The sequence below is a fragment of the Candidatus Nitrosocosmicus franklandus genome, assembly GCF_900696045.1.
GTDB lineage: Archaea > Thermoproteota > Nitrososphaeria > Nitrososphaerales > Nitrososphaeraceae > Nitrosocosmicus > Nitrosocosmicus franklandus_A.
On sequence record NZ_LR216287.1, the window covers coordinates 656686 to 673131 of the forward strand.

Sequence of the window (16446 nt, forward strand, 5' to 3'; positions counted from 1 at the left end):
TTGCATGATAATATCAATAGTTATAATCTTTGGGGTAGATTGTTATGAAAGATATAGATAATAAATTAAAAAAAATAATTCCATGTTGAAAGTTTTGATGATTTATTTTATTACATTTGAACAAATAACAAAAAATATTAGAGTTTCTTTTATTACGACAAAAAACATTTTTTACTATTTCTTTACTAAGAATTCGCTTAAATCTATATTAAAAAAATATCTCATAATCTCGACGTAGCTCTTAACTGGTGGTGGGATATCATCTTCGCAAGAGATTCCCAGATCTCTTGCATTAAACCAAATTATGAGACTATGTAAAATATTTAGAAATCTATGATATGAACCATCTACGGTTCCAAATGATCTAATATATTTGTCCGCCAAGTTCCAAGATGCAGTAAAATCTAAACAATCACTCTTGTAGATAGACCTTAGCTGATCCTTTATGTCTGTACCACAACTGAACGGTTTCTTGCAAAGAATTATCGGGAAATCAACTTTATCTGGTATATAAAGTCCAGGCGGGGACCAAATAGAAAGTATCCGAGACCCATTAGGTAGTTCAGATTCATATTTTTCGATCAAAACATTATTAATTCTTTCGTCTGTGAACCAGGAGAATACAACTGTAGCTTCTGAAAGCGAGTACTTGGTAACATCAGTCTTGACCAAAAATATATCCTTTATTTCACTAGTCTTTGAGGAAATTTCGTTTATAATAGTCGCATCCACGTCAATCCCTACGGCCCTCTTTACATTGAACTCCCTTTTGGCAATAATAAGAGAAGAAGGATTGTTCCCAATTCCTAGATGATAGAATACATCATTATCATTAAGATTAGATAGAGCGAACATTCGACGAATAAAGTCGTCAGGAATTTTAACGCTCTCACCTGATATAATATTACTCGGCAAAGTTGCAATAAATTCATCGATTTTCAAGAGTAATAACCCTAAATCAAGTGGCGATTAAACTAAATTTATGGGTTTCAATGATACAGTGTGAAAACAGTATCAGATCTCAACAAATACATTGTTATTTTCAACAATTACGCGATACGATTCTTGGTTTTTTAACTCCTTAGAAAACCACAAAAGCTCACCAGTCTCTATATTCCATTTTGCACCATTCCATGGACATGTAAGTTCCTTGTTTTTAAGTGTTCCTTCATGTAGTTCAGCACCGGCATGTGAGCAGATATTGTTGATTGCAAAGTAACGTCCCCTTTGATTAAGAACCAAGATCTCTTTACCTCCAATAGTAATATTTCTTAGCATACCTTCAGGAATATTTGAAGTCTTATCTATTAGGAACTTTGTCATATTATAGGTTTCAACAAAAGCTTATCTTAAATATATTGGATTACATGATATTAGGTATCAAGACTTTTGGCATTTAGTTGGTTCATGAGCAAGGCCTTTTGAACATGTAATCGGTTTTCGGCTTCAGTCCAGACAACAGAATTAGGGCCATCAATTACCTCAGATGAAACTTCTTTGCCTCTTTTCGCAGGCAGACAGTGCATGAAAATATAATCTTTCCTTGCTAGCCTGACCAATTCACCATTCACTTGATACTTTGGAAAGAATAGCTTTTCTCTACTATCAACCTCATTTTCCTTTCCGATTGAAACATGTGTATCGGTGACTACTACATCGGCATTAGTAATAGCCTCTTTTGGATTTGATGTTATCAATATACCCGAGTCATTCTTAATTGATTCTTTTCTTGCAATGTCAACGATCCAGTCCAAGGGCTCAAACCCCACCGGAGTGGAAACTGAGATATCTATTCCCAATTTGGCACACCCCAATAATAAATCGTTACATATGTTGTTACCATCTCCTATGTATGTTAACTTTAGGCCCTTCAATCTTTTTTTATACTCGAGTATAGTTAACAGATCCGCCAAAATTTGACATGGATGAAACATATCAGACAATCCGTTTATGACTGGTATAGTCGCAGCCTTAGATAGTTTTTCAATATCTTCATGAGCATAGACTCTCGCCATTAACACGTTAACATATAAAGAAAGAGTTCTCGCAGTATCCTCTATGGTTTCACCCCGAGACAATTGCAAGTCGTTAAATGATAGATTTATGGCATGTCCCCCCAAATGAAGCATGGCTGTTTCAAAGCTTAATCGTGTCCTAGTCGAGGGCTTTTGAAAAATCATTCCTAGAATTTTTCCATTCAGATATTTGGAATTTGATCCTAATTCTTTAAATTGGTTTTTCAAAAATAGAGACAAATCCAACAAAGACAAAATTTCATTTTCACTCAAATCACGAAGACTTAGAACATTCCCTATCAACATTAAAGAGGAAAAAAAACTTTAATTTAATGCTTTCAAATCTATTTTTTCTTTTTAAACCAGCTAAAGCGGCCCTTTTTCTTACCTTCTTCTTTTTTGTTTTCAGAAGATGATAAAATTTCTTTATCTTCTTTGCGATCGTAGGCCAAGGTTTCCTTTTGCAAAGATTTAGCATCATTATGAATACCTTTATCAACGATGTTAGGAGTATCTACAACAGAATCGCTAGAAATATGAGTGACTACTTTCTCTTTTTGATCCTTATTTTCAGTATCAGATTTCGTTAAATCCATGCTGGATTCAATAATGATATCCTCATCAGGATTTGTAAACTCAAGTGACAAATTTTCATTTGACTTGTCAAAAGATTCATCTTTAGAAAATTGTACATTTTGTGCAGAAAGATGGCTTTCTTCGGCAGGGATTGAGATTGAGTTTTGAACCCGATTTTGAGATAGAAAGAGAGATTCATTGCTAAAAATTGATTCGACGAATTTCTCTTTATTGAATTTTATGATATCATCATAGTTTTGTCCTACACCCAAATACATTATAGGTTTTGATGTTATGAAAGATATTGATATTACTGAACCCCCCTTAGCATCTGCATCTACCTTTGTCAATATAGCCCCATCGAATTCGGTATATGTGAAAAACTCTTTAGCTTGATTAATGGTGTCATTTCCGGCTAGAGAGTCACCAACAAACAATTTCATATCAGGTTTAATCACCTTGACAATTTTACCTATTTCATCCATCAAATTTTTTGCAGTCTGCATCCTGCCTGCAGTATCAATAAGAACTACATCGATGTAATGTTTCCTTGCATATTCAACTGCATCTCTAGCAACAGCGGATGGGTCAGCTCCATATCTCTGTGAAATTACCTTAATGGATAATTTTTCTGCGTGAGCCGAAACCTGCTCTATAGCACCGGCTCTATGAGTATCAGCAGCAGCAATAACTACACTAAAACCAGACTTCTTGAGTAGATTGGCTACTTTTGCCACTGTTGTAGTTTTTCCCGTTCCATTAATACCCAGAAATACAAGTTTGAAGGGTCCTCCTTTAATTTGTTTTTTTGCCTGTATTTTCTGTATCAGATCAATCGACCCTGCCTGATTCAGGATGTTTGCAAACTCTTCCTTCAAGGTGTTCATAACGACTTCCTCTACAGATTCATTTTTTTGTAATTTTATTCCAATCAATTTTTGTTTAAGTTGTTTGGTTAAAACATCTATGACATCCTGGGAAATATCACTCTCAAGTAATGATACATTAAGATCAAAGAGAGCATTATCTAGATCCTTATCGGATAATTCTTTTTGACTGATGCTCTTTGCCGCGTTAGAAAATGCTTTTTTTAGTTTTTCAAACATCTCAATACCCTTAATTTACTTACCTATCAAGACTAAAAGAATAAGATACTAGTCAGTTATCTACTGAGAGTGTGACGATGAATTATGCGAATGAGTATGCAAAGAATCATCCATCTTCTGCATTTGACCTACATAGTTATTAACAGTATTCTGTATTTCCATCATCCTATTAGAAATCTGTTGTTTTTGGCCGGCTAGCTGTTTTATCGCTAATTCGAATTCCTTTATCCTTTGTTCAATAAAATTAACTGCGTCGTCTTTCTTTTTTTCAACTACTACCCCCGCGCCAATATTTACGAGAACTTTTTCTATAGGATAGATAGTACCTTTAACATAGACTCCTGTACCCAATGGTACTAAGGAAATGGTTTCCGATTCTTGTGACAAGCTCATCAAACCATTATAAGATTTATGAGATTCGTCATAGAGTCGATGCAAAACGGATTCCTTCGCCACGATATCATTATAATAAGCCTCCAATAGTTTTGATTCTTGTAGTAAATCGTTAACTGTTTGCTCCATATTGTGAGAATTCTTTCCGCCACTATTCATAGCCATAATAAAATAATGAATCCCTGACTTTATTATAACTTTGGCTTCTCATTATTCTTATATTTGCGCCAACATTACAAATTCATTTACGAATTGAATGAAGTATAGATAGTCTCACACAAAATTACATAGAACAAGTATTACTTTGCGTTGTGTCCATTTGTTACCATAAATAGGATTATATATTAACTATGATAAAGCCTTTTAATGGTATATAGATTATTTCCTTAGGTCTAACTTGTAAGATAACAAAACTTATCGTCACAAGGAGAGGACTATTTAAATTTTGATATCCAAAAGATAACCAGTAAAAATATATTAAATACAGTGATTTTTACAACCAAGAGTGTATAAAGTTTTTATCAATGGTTATGGAATAATTGGAAGTCGTTTAGCCTCGGCAATTTCAAAGGACGATCAGATTGAGCTGACAGGAATAGCAAAATATTCGCCCGATGAAAAAACAGGAGAAGCTATTGATCGAGGATATAAAGTTTTTGTACCCAATAAACTCATAAGAGACTTTAAAAAAAAGAGTTTTGATATTGCAGGAACTATAGAGGACGCAGTGACCGCGTCAGATCTGGTAATAGATGCATCTTCAGAAGGAAATGGTTACAAAAATAAGATCAAATACTATTTGCCGTTAAAGAAAAAAGCTGTTTTCCAAGGCGGTGAGGATAGATATGGAAAAAAATCGGTCGCAGATATAATCCACAATTCAAGGATAAATTACGATAAGACACTAGACAAGGAATATGTAATTCAAGGAAGCTGTAATGTTACCGGAATGGGTAGAATAATTCAGCCGCTGATGGAAAATTACCAAGAATCTATCAAAAGATTTGATGTAAACTTAATTAGAAGATGGGCAGATTTAGAAGACAAAAAAGATGTAAAGGATTCGATAGAATGGGATAGAAATCCACATCATCAGGATGATTTTAAAGATATCATTCATGATATCAATTTGTATGTAGATGCACTCAAAGTACCATCTCGTATGATGCATTTGCATCAAATGACAATCAGATTTGATGGTAAACCCCCCTCTAAGGATATGATATTAGATATCTTTCAAAATGAATTTGGTGTAGCAATATTAAATAATGCAAAAGGGACTGGCGATGTCAGAAAGAAGGCAATAGAATTAAGGTTTGAGCATGGAGATACCTCAATGGTTCATATTCATAGCGAATTGATAAGAATTCAAGAAGATATTCTAAAAATATCTTATTCCGACGATCAAACAGGAATGGTAATCCCAGAAAATTATATGCTAGTTCAGTCAATGTTAAATAAGAAGCCACGGAAAGAGGCAATAAAACTTAGTGAAAAATTATTTGGATTAAAAAGGAAAAAGAGATTATTAGAAAAGGAATTTCTTTAATCATTCTTAAGTGTTGTTTGACATATATTAATCAGGTGGAATGACTTTTGAACGCCTCTAAGCATTGTTTTGTTTCTCTTTTTTTAGTCCGAATATTCTATCAAAATAATCTGACGACTCTGCAATCAGGGTAGAGTCAGTAGTATTCTCGCCTTCTGGTATCCGGGCTAATCGTCTAGCTAATTTCTTCTTATATTCCAACTGCATCTGTCTGGCTATTTGAATCCTTTGTGCTTGTGGAGAACCTGCACCGTGCATAGATTCAGTTAAGTAACCGACGGCGTTTCTTCCCAACGTCATATTTTCAATTAGCCGGAGTATTCGTACTCTATCCTCCGTAGAAACACCTTTTCTACCTTTCAGGTATTTATCTAGCAAAGGACCCGTTACGGCTCCTCTAAAATCCTTCTCAGATGGCATGGTAACCATGAGACCACCTGCAATATCCTGTGCAAGACGGCCAATTTCATATGGGAAGCGAGTGACGTTGTGTTTGCAAACGTTTGCAAGCATGTCATCATTAATGAAGTTGCCTGATGGTGTTTTATAAGCTTGGTGAGAAGAAGCGATACCAGCAGCAAAAATGGTCTCATTAAGGTGGGTCATCTCAATTAGCTTATCTTTGATATGAGAGGCATTAGAAACTCCGTTATACTCAGCAATAGCTGCGGCCGCCCCAATTAAGACGTCCCCCAGACCAGTCTTACAAACGTAACTTCTACGATGATAACACGTAAACCTCTCAACTAGCATTGATGCGAATTCTACTTCGCCATCCATAAATATCAAATCATTAGGTATGAAAACATTATCAAATATTATCAAGGCCTCTTGACCAGAAAACTGTGAATTGCCCGTATCCAAATCACCATCCTCCATGCTCCTTGTGTCGCAAGATTGTCTTCCATAAATATAGGTAATACCTTTAGCATCAACAGGAATTGCTCCAACAATTGCATAATCCTTGTCTTCGGGTCGCAACCTCATAGTTGGCATAACTATTAGCCAGTGGGAATTGATGCATCCGGTTTGATGTGCTTTTGCACCTCTGATATAAACACCTTTCTCATCTCTTCTTACAATGTGAACAAACATATCTGGATCTTCTTGCTGTGAAGGTGATAAACTGCGATCACCCTTTACATCGGTCATAGTTCCACCTATGACAAGATTCTCATACTGAATTTTCTTTATAAATTCTAACAATCGGGTATGATATTGTGTATTATATTTTTTATCAATCTCGAAAGTCGTTGAATACAATGAATTTAAAGCATCCATTCCTACACATCTCTGAAAACAAGTCCCTGTCTTTTGCCCAAGTTTTCGTTGCATTTTATTCTGATTTACCAGATCTTCAGAGCTTTGAGCAATATGCAAAAATCGGTTTACCTGAGTACCTGTCAACGTTGATTTGGCAGAGCCTATTTCTGGATCTTCTATTGCAATATCATAAGTAGCTGCAACAGCATTAATCGATGGTCTAATCATTGGATGATCAACCGGTTCCTTAACCAACTCTCCAAATAGATATACCTGTAAATTCCTATTTCTAAGACTTTCTATATACTCAGACCCATTCTTAATCGGCATACAATAAATGGAACAAGATTATATTTGAATATTTGTATGCAGGACAATTTTATCTTTTTTTAAGGGATGCATAGAACTTTATTGCAACATTGACGATTATCAAATGATTGGATCGACTAGAAGTTATGAAATTACTTATGAGAAGGGAACTTGCAATGGAAGAACTGGAAGTGGAGGTTTTTCTTGCGTTGCTAAGAGGTCAAAATGCTACCTCTTCAGAAATAATGGAGCAGCTCAACTTGACAAAAGAGGAATTTATCAAAATCGCAAAAGATTTGGAGTCAAAAGGAATGATAATTGAATTAAATATGAACGAATTCAGGGCTTTGCATCCTAGATTTGCCATAGTCAATAGATATCGAAAAATGTGTGTTTCTAATAAAATAGAATTCAAAAAGAATCCAAAAATAGATCGGTTAGCGGTGCAGGTAGAAAAGTATCAAGAGTCAATAGAATAGCAGATAATGTAATGCCTAAATATGAGAATACTAACTATTTCATGTTTGAGATGCAATCGTCAACTCCTAAAAATAAAGACAAAGTTACTTACTTTGGAGTCATAAATATTAATGAAAACAGCAAGAATATAGGTGCCGTTGATGTTTGGAGAAGCTTGATTACAAAGCAGCTTTTTTGTGAAGAAAAGAGACTAGGAATTTTAGATATTGCCGACAAGATAGGAATGCCTCAAATTAAGGAGGGAGAAGTATGGGCAGTAGCAGTAAATAGATTCAGAAAAGGAAAAGACAGATGGAGATTGATTAGTATCACCAAAGAAGGTAGAAACGAGTTTATTGATACGGATGAAGAAACCAAAATTGTAGTCGAGACTTCAAACTACAAGATAATTGATGATGAATGGTGGAGTTTTTTAGTGTCGGAAAATGTAAACAAGAGTATAGAAATCACCAAAGAATTGAATTAGTATGTTAAACGAGTATCCCGAGAAATATCACAATCTGGACCTAAATATTAATATAAAAAATGTAGTTGAAGGCTCAGTTGCAAGCAAATTATCAGGGTTTTTTTTTATAAATGACATGAAATTTGTATTTAAGGCACTAGCCTTTGGGCGTATTGGTGGACATAATGTGAATATAAAGATCTCCAAGACAAAGTACGATCAAATTAAAAAATTAGGTTATGATCCTGAAATTATATTGCAGATCGTCCAAAGGAAGATTATAGAGGGCGAAATTACAATTTTCGATCCTAGAGAAGTAAATAAAAAAATTTAAAGTAATGCATCATTGAGGGCATTACCACAACTACAATTAACTCTTTCTTCAGTAACCAAAGGGATCATTTTAGAAAGAAGGTTTTTTGTAGTTTCAACGTTCTTATGTAAGGTTTCCAAAATTTCCTTTGATGAAACTGGTTGGTTGGCCCATACATCATAATCAGTAATAGTTGAGATTGATAGATAACATATTTCGGATTCTCTAGCAAGAATGCATTCGGGAACTAGAGTCATCCCAATAATGTCTGCATGTAAAATATCTCGATACATCTTTGACTCGGCTCTGGTTGAGAAACGCGGACCCTCAATACATATGTAAGTTCCCTTATCATGGTAACGTATATTAAGTTCACTTAAACACCTTTTTGCTAAAGTCCTTAGGTCTGAACATAAAGGGTCGGCTACTGAAATGTGACATACTTGCGGCCCATCATAAAAAGTATATGCACGTTTCTTGGTAAAGTCAATAAACTGATCGGGAAGTAATATATCTCCTGGTTTATATTCGTAATTTAAACTTCCAACTGCAGATGGTGCAATTATCCTTTTTACCCCTAATTCTTTTAAGGCCCAAATGTTTGCACGGTAATTTATCATATGAGGTGGCAACTTATGACCTTTGCCATGTCTTGGAAGAAACGCAACTTTTTTTTCTCTAAAACTTCCTATGATGATTTCATCAGAAGTATCACCATATGGTGTCTTGGGCCTAATTGTTCGTGTCTCCTTAAGTAGAGTAGTATCATAAATTCCAGTTCCGCCAATAACAGCTATTTGGACTGAGTCATCACGAGAATTCATCATTTGTAAGTCACCATAGGATGAACAGGGTATCCCTTTGACTGCAACAATTTACTTCCACCAAGAGAAGACAATTCTACAATTATTGCAAATCCAGATACAGAACCACCTAATTCCTCTATAAGGTTAGCTGCAGCAGAAGCCGTACCACCAGTAGCAAGGAGATCATCAGCTACTAGTACATTATCTCCCTTGGTAATTGAATCTGATTGAATCTCCATCATGGCAGTTCCATATTCTATGCTATAGTCTTGTCTTATAGTCTTGCCAGGTAACTTTCCTGCTTTTCGAATCATAATAACTCCCTTGTTGAATCTTAATCCAAGTATGGTAGCTAAGATAAAGCCTCTGGCTTCAATCCCTGCAACATAATCGATATCGATACTGCTGAATTTTTCGTAAAAAAAATCTCCAAGTAAACTCAATGATTTCACGTCTCTAAATACCGGAGTTATATCCCTAAACAAAATTCCTTGTTTTGGAAAATCAGGATAATCTCTGATCAAATTCTGAATATAATCTGTATTAGACTGCACAAAATTTTTTAATACACGATCCCATAAAAAACGTTTCTGGATTTTAATACAGGAAACAAATATTATGAATAGTCGACATAAAGTAGATAAGAAATACTTATTGAAACTTGCTGATGCAAAAAGGGATCAATATCGAAGATTAGCTAAACAAAATAGCTATCGCAGTCGTGCGGTTTATAAATTATTACAAATAGACAAATCCCATCATATTTTAAAAAAGGGGATGAAAATTGTAGACATAGGAGCTGCACCAGGAGGATGGTTGCAGGCAGCTTCAAAAAAGACAGGTAACAATGGATTGGTCATAGGTATCGATTTGAAGGATATAGAACCTATACCTAATGTCATTACCATTAAGAAGGATGTGGAGGACAAAGAAACATTGACCATGATACTAGAACTTTTAGATGGTAAGGCAGATATGGTGCTTTCGGATCTTGCTCCAAACGTTTCTGGTCTGTGGGAAATAGATCATTTAAAACAAATTGATTTAACTAGAAAGGCTGTTGAGATAACTAAAAAGATACTTAGACCAGAAGGAAATGCATTATACAAGGTTTTTCAAGGGGAGGCTACATCAGAGTTTATTTCCGACACCAGAAAAGTTTTCTCAGAGGTTATCCTAACAAAACCTGATGCCAGCAGAAAACAGAGTAGTGAACTATATCTGTTATGTAAGAAACATAAACCAACAATAATGTCAGAGGCTTTTTGATGATTTTGGAATTTAATTAGGCCGAATAGAATGAATATATACATACTAAAGTGCTTTTTCTGCCAATTCTAATTTACCCATGTCTCCAATACTATTTATCACATTTCTCAATAATTTTTGAGGACGTCCTTCCCTAACAGATTCGCGTACAATGGATAAACCTTCATCCATGGATTCTACGCTATTTCCAGCTAACAAAACTGCAGCACTATTCAAAAGAACGATATCTTCCTTAGGTTTATTAATACAAAATCCGTAAATCACACGCAAACTCTCATTAATAGCATCCATCTTATTTTTTACCATCAGATCACGTATAGAAGCCGGTTTAATGCCAAGTGAGCTAGGCTCAAGTATCTCGGAATGAATCTTATAGTCGCCGTCCTCTGATATGACATGAACAATATGATTTCTCCCCGTGGTTGAAAGTTCATCCATTCCCTCCTCAGAGCGAATTATCATAGCACGTTTCAACCCTAGTATTGGAATTATTTTGGGAATCATGCTTAATAAGAATGGATTTGATACTCCGATTACTTGCGCGTTCAAGTTGGTACAAGGATTGCACAGAGGTCCAATTTTATTAAAAACGGTTTGCACCCCCAATTCTCTTCTGATCCGTGAAACATGTTTCAGACCTGGGTGATAGTTAGGTGCAAACAAAAACCCAAATCCATTTTGATTTATCAAATAACTTAGCCTGTCTGGCTGTATATGTTCCAAAGGATAACCTATATGTTCTAACATATCAGCGCTCCCACTCAATCCCGAGGAAGACCTGTTTCCATGTTTAGCAATGGCAACCCTATTACAAGACGAGGCAATGATAGCAGCTGCCGTGCTTATGTTAAACGTATTTAACATGTCCCCTCCAGTTCCACAATTATCCACCAATGGTAGTTGTGTATCTAAAGTAATGTTAATAGAAGCTGTTCTGATCGCTTCAATAACGCCTGAGAATTCATCATCAGTTTCACCCTTTATCTGCAAACCCATCAAAAACGCCGAAGTGAAAATATCGGAACAGTCTCCATTAATTATGTTTTTGATAACTTTATTGATCTCTGGTTGACTCAGGTGTTCCCTTCTAGACAATTTTCCTAAGATCAGTTTATTGAACAATAGATGACCTTCGTCTTTAGACTCCGAGTCCTTTGCTAGAGTTGATCCGTTAATTCTTTGATTCATTTCTTTACCATTAGAAGAAAGTTTGATAGAATTTGTTTTCCTTCTGTGGTCAGCACTGATTCAGGATGAAACTGAATCCCTTCTATCAAGTACTTTTCATGGCGAGCACTCATTATTTCACCATCTTCTACCGAAGTAGAAGTAATCCTCAAGCATTTGGGGAATGTGGTTCTATCGGCTATTAAGGAATGATAGCGCGTAGCAACGAATGGATTCCTTACACCTTCAAACAGTTTTGAATCATCAATAAATTTAATATTACTAGTCTTGCCGTGGAGAACAACTTTTGCCCTTGTAACCTCCCCTCCAAATGCGTGTACTATCCCCTGATGACCTAAGCATATCCCCAATATTGGGACAGAGGGGCCAAGTTCGGTTATCACTTCACTACAAATTCCAAAATCCCTTTTATATTTTGGATGACCAGGTCCGGGGGAAATTACAATAGCGTCAGGATTCATTTTTATAATATTTTTAATACTAATCTGATTATTTCTTACAACAGTAGGTACTGTATTCAATAACCCTAATAGTTGAGAAATATTATACACAAATGAATCAAAATTATCAATGATAAGAATTTTCATTTATCCTTGTAGTCATTATTAATACTCCCAAGGTGATAATAATGCTTTCTAAAACATTAAATTGAAAGCATTTTTCTGTAAAGGTCGAATCTATTCAAAATATTCATTTTATTTATTTCAAAGAGTCTATCAGTACCAAAAGCTTCTATTGCAAAAGTACCCATGACGCTACCCATCAATATAGATTCCTTCATCAAAGTCAGATCGTGTAGAAAGTCTCCAGAGGTTCTGTTAGAAACCAAATATCCCATAAAGCCACCTGCAAAGGAATCACCTGCGCCTGTTGGATCTACTACTGATTCTAATGGATAGCCTGGAATTGGTATAATATTATCTTTGAAAAAGAATAAGACACCATGTTCACCCTTCTTTATTATTATGAATTTTGGACCATAGGACAAGAGTTGTTTACCACATTTAACTAGATTGGAAGTGTTGCAAAGTAGTCTGGCTTCTTGATCGTTTATGACAACTCCGTGGGTCTTCTGTATCATTCTAATAACCGCATCCCTTTTGTTTTCTATCCAAAATTCTATGGTATCGCATACAATAAGTTCGGGTTTTTTAAATTTATCAATAATTTTAATATTTTGATCGGGATCATTATTTGCCAAATATACAAATCTAGAATCAACATATTCGCTTGGAACGGGTGGTTCAAAATTTTCGATGGCATTTAATTCAGTGATATTAGTAGTTCTATGAGACAAGTCATAATCAAATGACGAATCATAAAAGAAGGTCTTTTTATCGTTAGATGTGACTAGACCTGCTAAGTCCAATCTATCGGCCAACATCTTATAATATGACGTAGGGAAATCGTTACCAATTACTCCAATTAATGAGACGGGTGCAAAAAAAGAGGCAGAAATAGACGCATAAGTTGCTGCTCCCCCTAGAATCCGTTCTCTAGTCTCAAAAGGAGTACGCGTAGTATCTAGGGCAACAGAGCCAAATACTGTGAGCATTTGGGATATTATTGGAATATTTAATATAAAATATTGGTTATGGAATTAATAACAAAATGGGAGATAATCTGAAATTAGTTGTAGGGATCACCGGAAGTTCTGGAGTCATTTATGGTATAAGGTTTTTGCAGGCATTGTCTAATCTAGGTATTGAAACTCATTTGGTTTTAAGCAAATGGGCAAAAAAAAATATTCAGATTGAAACCGATGAAGTTATTGATGAAATTTTAAAGATTGTTTCCTATAGTTATGACGAGACTGATATGTCTGCAGCAATATCAAGCGGATCCTATAAAACTAATGGCATGGTCATCATCCCATGTAGCATGAAGACAATGTCAAGCATAGCGAATGGCTATGATGACAACCTCATTTCAAGGGCTGCATCAGTGACTATTAAAGAGAATAGGAAATTAGTCATAGTACCAAGGGAAACACCTTTGTCCACGATCCATCTGTCGAATATGTTAAGACTATCAGAAAATGGTGTAATAATTTTGCCCGCTATGCCAGGGTTTTACCACAAGCCAAAAACTATAGATGATCTAATTTCTCACATAATCGGTAAAACACTCGATCAATTTGGAATAAACAATAATGTTTTTAACAGATGGGATCCAAACGAAAATGGTTCATGAATTTGTATGTTGTGGTTTTTTGACACAAACGTCACGAATAGCAAAGGCAGGAAGAACAAGAAATTGATTACCATTTAAATTATATTCACGCACTCAGATATATCTTAGGTAAATCTTATGATTTAACCTAATTTGGCTTTTCCCAAAGCTCTAATCGTTCTAATTTTTTCTTACGCTTATGCTCCTCTAGCATATGGTAAACAGATTTATGAGAACTACCTTTACAAATCATAAGTATAGCATTTAAAGCCAATGATGTCTCATCGTACGTACCTATAAAGCCAGCGAAATGACCATAAATTGATATATCCGTACCTGAAAAATCTTCCAAATTCTTACGAAATTTACCATTTTGTCCGATAAGTCTAGATTTGATTCTATCTAAGGAATTTAATGATTTGCCAGAGTATTCTCGGAGGTCTACTAGCTGAAGTATGCATTCATCGGATAAAAGTCGAAAGGCTCTCTCTGGTGAAAAACCCTTTGAAATAGCTAATACGATCTCAGACGCCTTAAAGACTCCACTTTGAGTCAAAGAATCCTGATTTTTCATTCTAATCGATACATCACCGGTTTCACCATCTACATCCACGTAAGCATTACATCTTGATTCAATCTCAGCCTTAACTTTTCCATTTTTTCCGACAATAGAACCTATGCGATCTTTCGATACTTTGACTGTTTTAAAAACACCTTCATAAGACACAATATTACTATATACTTTAACCCATAATAAATTTCATAATCATTGTTTACTTACTTTTTATCCGCCATGAACAACAGTTAATATAGTGACAATATCTCCAGATGAAATTCTAGCTTCGCCTCCTCCCAGGATGGAGGAATCAACACCATTAATGGCTACCATAATTTCATTGCTCATAATCTGATGATTCAAATTATATCTTCTTGCCAAGTAATCAATAATTTCGTTTAAGCTGGCCCTTTCTTTTTCCAAAAATATTTGAGAAAGTCCAGCAGACTTTCTGATACCTCCTCGCAAGTCTATAGTAATCAATGTTATTGGGCCATTTCTTCTCTTGGTTCCGGATTATCCTCGGAATAAGACAGTGAGGCATTTTGCTGTGCTAAATTCCTATTAATATTTGAAGTAATGTAACCCGCTATCCTATTTCGCAATTCCTTTGATCTAACTATAGCAAAATTTTTTATAGTCTCTTTATTTTCATTAAAGTCACTCGAAAATTTATCAGGATAACGTTCCAATAATTCATTTGCCATTTTTTTGACTCTATCCACAGGATATGAAAAAATGAAGGGTATTTTATCTCTTTCCGAGTAATAATATAATTTAACCACTTACAACCTATTGACCATTTAAGAACCTAGAAGCGTTCAAATATAGGAGTTCGGTAGCCTCATTGAATGATTTTCCTATAATATTTGATAATAGATTTTGAGTACTAATTATTAATGACGGAGTAGTCAATACATTTTCAAGACATTTCTTGTATCCTACTGGGCCGTCTGTTTCCAATAATACAAGATCGATATCCACTTCCCTTAACATATTTCGTTTTTCCTTGTTATATAAAATATAAGGTCCAAATGAGACGAAGAAATTCAAATCATTTATCTTTTTGAGATTCTTTTTGCTTCCTTCGTACCAATGGAAAACCGCACTCTTGATTTTGTATGAAGGTAAGATTTCAATAATCTCTTCAACGGATTTTCTGGAATGAATAGAGATCGGTTTTTGATTCTGCTCAGCAAGCTTGAGCATCCGATGGAAAATAAATTTCTGACTCTCCACGGAATTTTTGAGTTCTATATTGTTATATGTTGGATCGAGACCGATTTCACCTACGCCGTCAATCTGAGATAGATTTGAATTGAAGAAATCTTCGAATGAATCTAAACCGGTCGATTCAGTTGCAAATTGAGGATGAATACCTACAAACGCCTTTAAAAGGTTAGACCCTTGCAAATGATTTGTTCTCAATTTTAAAGTTTCAAAAGAGGAATCAAGGTTTTCAGACATGCAAAAACACTGGATTTTGGTACTATATATCAGGTTAAAGATATGTTCATAATAGATACGGAGATCTCGCGAAGCTAGATGGATATGAGAATCAACATGATAATAGTACAATGAATAAAGATAAAACATCACAATTACTTAATCGTTAATACCATGTAAAATGTATTCGACATCCATCTCTATGAAATTGAGTAAATAACCTCATTACTTGAGTATCCAATTTGACAAAAAAATTCTACTTAGAAATTCAATCAATTTCACATAACCATTTAATAAAATTGAATAAGAGCAACCATGTTCAAGGTTGACCACAGATACAGGTTCGGAGATAGCACTGGCCTCAGCTCATAGGATAATAAAGAAATTCGGTGGCGAAAGAGTTAGCGACAGTGCAGCAGACGAGTTAAGAAAAATAATCGAAGTAATAGGTGAAAATATCGCTAAACAAGCAGTCGAATTAGCTAAACATGCCCATCGCAAGACGATCAAGCCAGAAGATATTACCCTTGCTTCGAAAAGTATTTTGAAGCAATAAAAAT

Annotated in this window: 22 protein-coding genes; 7 read left to right on the forward strand and 15 right to left on the reverse strand. The window is 35.0% G+C overall.

Going from position 1 to position 16446, the window contains the following annotated elements; translation table 11 throughout:
• Positions 1-174: 174 nt before the first annotated feature.
• The 5 genes from NFRAN_RS02985 to pfdA all read right to left on the reverse strand — a co-directional run bounded on the left by NFRAN_RS02985 (position 175) and on the right by pfdA (position 4255).
• Positions 175-942, reverse strand: coding sequence for an SAM-dependent methyltransferase (locus NFRAN_RS02985; protein ID WP_134483015.1), 768 nt, complete (start codon positions 940-942; stop codon positions 175-177).
• Between the two features lie 72 nt (positions 943-1014).
• Complete coding sequence (locus NFRAN_RS02990; protein ID WP_134483016.1) at positions 1015-1323, reverse strand: Rieske (2Fe-2S) protein; 309 nt, start codon at positions 1321-1323, stop codon at positions 1015-1017.
• Positions 1324-1373: 50 nt separating this feature from the next.
• On the reverse strand, positions 1374-2321 hold the full coding sequence (gene argF, locus NFRAN_RS02995; RefSeq protein WP_134483017.1) for an ornithine carbamoyltransferase: 948 nt from the start codon (positions 2319-2321) through the stop codon (positions 1374-1376).
• 38 nt (positions 2322-2359) lie between these two features.
• Complete coding sequence (ftsY, locus tag NFRAN_RS03000) at positions 2360-3697, reverse strand: signal recognition particle-docking protein FtsY (protein WP_134483018.1); 1338 nt, start codon at positions 3695-3697, stop codon at positions 2360-2362.
• Between the two features lie 60 nt (positions 3698-3757).
• A complete protein-coding gene (gene pfdA, locus NFRAN_RS03005; RefSeq protein WP_134483019.1) occupies positions 3758-4255 on the reverse strand; it encodes a prefoldin subunit alpha in 498 nt (165 codons plus the stop codon).
• Between the two features lie 340 nt (positions 4256-4595).
• On the opposite strand from pfdA, the gene NFRAN_RS03010 reads away from it, so the two are divergent.
• Positions 4596-5639: a type II glyceraldehyde-3-phosphate dehydrogenase gene (locus tag NFRAN_RS03010; protein ID WP_134483020.1), complete on the forward strand. Its 1044-nt coding sequence runs from the start codon at positions 4596-4598 to the stop codon at positions 5637-5639.
• 57 nt (positions 5640-5696) lie between these two features.
• Here NFRAN_RS03010 and NFRAN_RS03015 read toward each other — a convergent pair whose 3' ends face one another.
• The gene (locus NFRAN_RS03015) at positions 5697-7232 is read right to left on the reverse strand and encodes a 4-hydroxyphenylacetate 3-hydroxylase family protein (RefSeq protein ID WP_134483021.1); all 1536 of its coding nucleotides are present in this window, start codon (positions 7230-7232) and stop codon (positions 5697-5699) included.
• A gap of 107 nt (positions 7233-7339) precedes the next feature.
• On the opposite strand from NFRAN_RS03015, the gene NFRAN_RS03020 reads away from it, so the two are divergent.
• Genes NFRAN_RS03020 through NFRAN_RS03030 form a run of 3 tightly spaced genes read left to right on the forward strand, consistent with a single transcriptional unit; the run spans position 7340 to position 8470 of the window.
• Positions 7340-7690, forward strand: coding sequence for a helix-turn-helix domain-containing protein (locus NFRAN_RS03020; RefSeq protein ID WP_134483022.1), 351 nt, complete (start codon positions 7340-7342; stop codon positions 7688-7690).
• 11 nt (positions 7691-7701) lie between these two features.
• On the forward strand, positions 7702-8157 hold the full coding sequence (locus NFRAN_RS03025) for a hypothetical protein (RefSeq protein ID WP_232037921.1): 456 nt from the start codon (positions 7702-7704) through the stop codon (positions 8155-8157).
• A 1-nt stretch (position 8158) separates the two neighbouring features.
• On the forward strand, positions 8159-8470 hold the full coding sequence (locus tag NFRAN_RS03030; RefSeq protein ID WP_134483023.1) for a hypothetical protein: 312 nt from the start codon (positions 8159-8161) through the stop codon (positions 8468-8470).
• On the opposite strand, the gene NFRAN_RS03035 is transcribed toward NFRAN_RS03030, so the two are convergent.
• On the reverse strand, positions 8467-9273 hold the full coding sequence (locus tag NFRAN_RS03035; protein WP_134485613.1) for an S-methyl-5'-thioadenosine phosphorylase: 807 nt from the start codon (positions 9271-9273) through the stop codon (positions 8467-8469). The genes NFRAN_RS03030 and NFRAN_RS03035 overlap by 4 nt on opposite strands.
• Positions 9273-9809 (reverse strand): adenine phosphoribosyltransferase, encoded by a 537-nt coding sequence (locus NFRAN_RS03040; protein ID WP_197731103.1) that lies wholly within the window; start codon positions 9807-9809, stop codon positions 9273-9275. Before NFRAN_RS03040 ends, NFRAN_RS03035 begins: the two co-directional genes overlap by 1 nt.
• A 64-nt stretch (positions 9810-9873) precedes the next feature.
• On the opposite strand from NFRAN_RS03040, the gene NFRAN_RS03045 reads away from it, so the two are divergent.
• Positions 9874-10524, forward strand: a complete 651-nt coding sequence (locus NFRAN_RS03045; protein WP_232037922.1) for an RlmE family RNA methyltransferase — start codon at positions 9874-9876, stop codon at positions 10522-10524.
• Positions 10525-10569: 45 nt separating this feature from the next.
• On the opposite strand, the gene trpD is transcribed toward NFRAN_RS03045, so the two are convergent.
• From trpD to NFRAN_RS03060, 3 genes are read right to left on the reverse strand one after another with little or no spacing between them, the layout of a single operon-like run.
• Complete coding sequence (trpD, locus tag NFRAN_RS03050; RefSeq protein ID WP_134483024.1) at positions 10570-11712, reverse strand: anthranilate phosphoribosyltransferase; 1143 nt, start codon at positions 11710-11712, stop codon at positions 10570-10572.
• Positions 11709-12299: an anthranilate synthase component II gene (locus NFRAN_RS03055; RefSeq protein ID WP_134483025.1), complete on the reverse strand. Its 591-nt coding sequence runs from the start codon at positions 12297-12299 to the stop codon at positions 11709-11711. Before NFRAN_RS03055 ends, trpD begins: the two co-directional genes overlap by 4 nt.
• 56 nt (positions 12300-12355) lie before the next feature.
• Positions 12356-13267, reverse strand: a complete 912-nt coding sequence (locus NFRAN_RS03060; RefSeq protein ID WP_134483026.1) for a PfkB family carbohydrate kinase — start codon at positions 13265-13267, stop codon at positions 12356-12358.
• Between the two features lie 68 nt (positions 13268-13335).
• Here NFRAN_RS03060 and NFRAN_RS03065 point away from each other — a divergent pair, with 68 nt between their 5' ends.
• Positions 13336-13905, forward strand: coding sequence for a UbiX family flavin prenyltransferase (locus NFRAN_RS03065; RefSeq protein WP_134485619.1), 570 nt, complete (start codon positions 13336-13338; stop codon positions 13903-13905).
• 127 nt (positions 13906-14032) lie between these two features.
• On the opposite strand, the gene NFRAN_RS03070 is transcribed toward NFRAN_RS03065, so the two are convergent.
• The 4 genes from NFRAN_RS03070 to NFRAN_RS03085 are packed head-to-tail and all read right to left on the reverse strand — an operon-like array spanning position 14033 to position 16036.
• Positions 14033-14611, reverse strand: coding sequence for a KH domain-containing protein (locus NFRAN_RS03070; RefSeq protein WP_134483027.1), 579 nt, complete (start codon positions 14609-14611; stop codon positions 14033-14035).
• Between the two features lie 57 nt (positions 14612-14668).
• A complete protein-coding gene (locus tag NFRAN_RS03075) occupies positions 14669-14923 on the reverse strand; it encodes a MoaD/ThiS family protein (RefSeq protein ID WP_172602071.1) in 255 nt (84 codons plus the stop codon).
• A gap of 2 nt (positions 14924-14925) precedes the next feature.
• Complete coding sequence (locus NFRAN_RS03080; protein ID WP_197731104.1) at positions 14926-15225, reverse strand: 30S ribosomal protein S17e; 300 nt, start codon at positions 15223-15225, stop codon at positions 14926-14928.
• A 7-nt stretch (positions 15226-15232) separates the two neighbouring features.
• Positions 15233-16036: a TatD family hydrolase gene (locus tag NFRAN_RS03085; protein ID WP_232038048.1), complete on the reverse strand. Its 804-nt coding sequence runs from the start codon at positions 16034-16036 to the stop codon at positions 15233-15235.
• Positions 16037-16211: 175 nt separating this feature from the next.
• Between NFRAN_RS03085 and NFRAN_RS03090 the strand changes: the two genes are divergently transcribed.
• Complete coding sequence (locus NFRAN_RS03090; RefSeq protein ID WP_134483030.1) at positions 16212-16442, forward strand: histone family protein; 231 nt, start codon at positions 16212-16214, stop codon at positions 16440-16442.
• The last annotated feature ends 4 nt before the right edge of the window (positions 16443-16446 follow it).

Bases quoted from the DNA above. Each gene is read 5' to 3' on its own strand.
- NFRAN_RS03030 (WP_134483023.1), top strand. From the start codon at position 8,159: ATGTTAAACGAGTATCCCGAGAAATATCACAATCTGGACCTAAATATT.
- ftsY (WP_134483018.1), bottom strand. From the start codon at position 3,697: ATGTTTGAAAAACTAAAAAAAGCATTTTCTAACGCGGCAAAGAGCATC.
- NFRAN_RS03025 (WP_232037921.1), top strand. From the start codon at position 7,702: ATGCCTAAATATGAGAATACTAACTATTTCATGTTTGAGATGCAATCG.
- NFRAN_RS03035 (WP_134485613.1), bottom strand. From the start codon at position 9,273: ATGAATTCTCGTGATGACTCAGTCCAAATAGCTGTTATTGGCGGAACT.
- argF (WP_134483017.1), bottom strand. From the start codon at position 2,321: ATGTTGATAGGGAATGTTCTAAGTCTTCGTGATTTGAGTGAAAATGAA.
- NFRAN_RS03055 (WP_134483025.1), bottom strand. From the start codon at position 12,299: ATGAAAATTCTTATCATTGATAATTTTGATTCATTTGTGTATAATATT.
- NFRAN_RS03085 (WP_232038048.1), bottom strand. From the start codon at position 16,036: ATGTTTTATCTTTATTCATTGTACTATTATCATGTTGATTCTCATATC.
- NFRAN_RS03015 (WP_134483021.1), bottom strand. From the start codon at position 7,232: ATGCCGATTAAGAATGGGTCTGAGTATATAGAAAGTCTTAGAAATAGG.
- NFRAN_RS03060 (WP_134483026.1), bottom strand. From the start codon at position 13,267: ATGCTCACAGTATTTGGCTCTGTTGCCCTAGATACTACGCGTACTCCT.
- pfdA (WP_134483019.1), bottom strand. From the start codon at position 4,255: ATGGCTATGAATAGTGGCGGAAAGAATTCTCACAATATGGAGCAAACA.
- NFRAN_RS03045 (WP_232037922.1), top strand. From the start codon at position 9,874: ATGAATAGTCGACATAAAGTAGATAAGAAATACTTATTGAAACTTGCT.
- NFRAN_RS02990 (WP_134483016.1), bottom strand. From the start codon at position 1,323: ATGACAAAGTTCCTAATAGATAAGACTTCAAATATTCCTGAAGGTATG.
- trpD (WP_134483024.1), bottom strand. From the start codon at position 11,712: ATGAATCAAAGAATTAACGGATCAACTCTAGCAAAGGACTCGGAGTCT.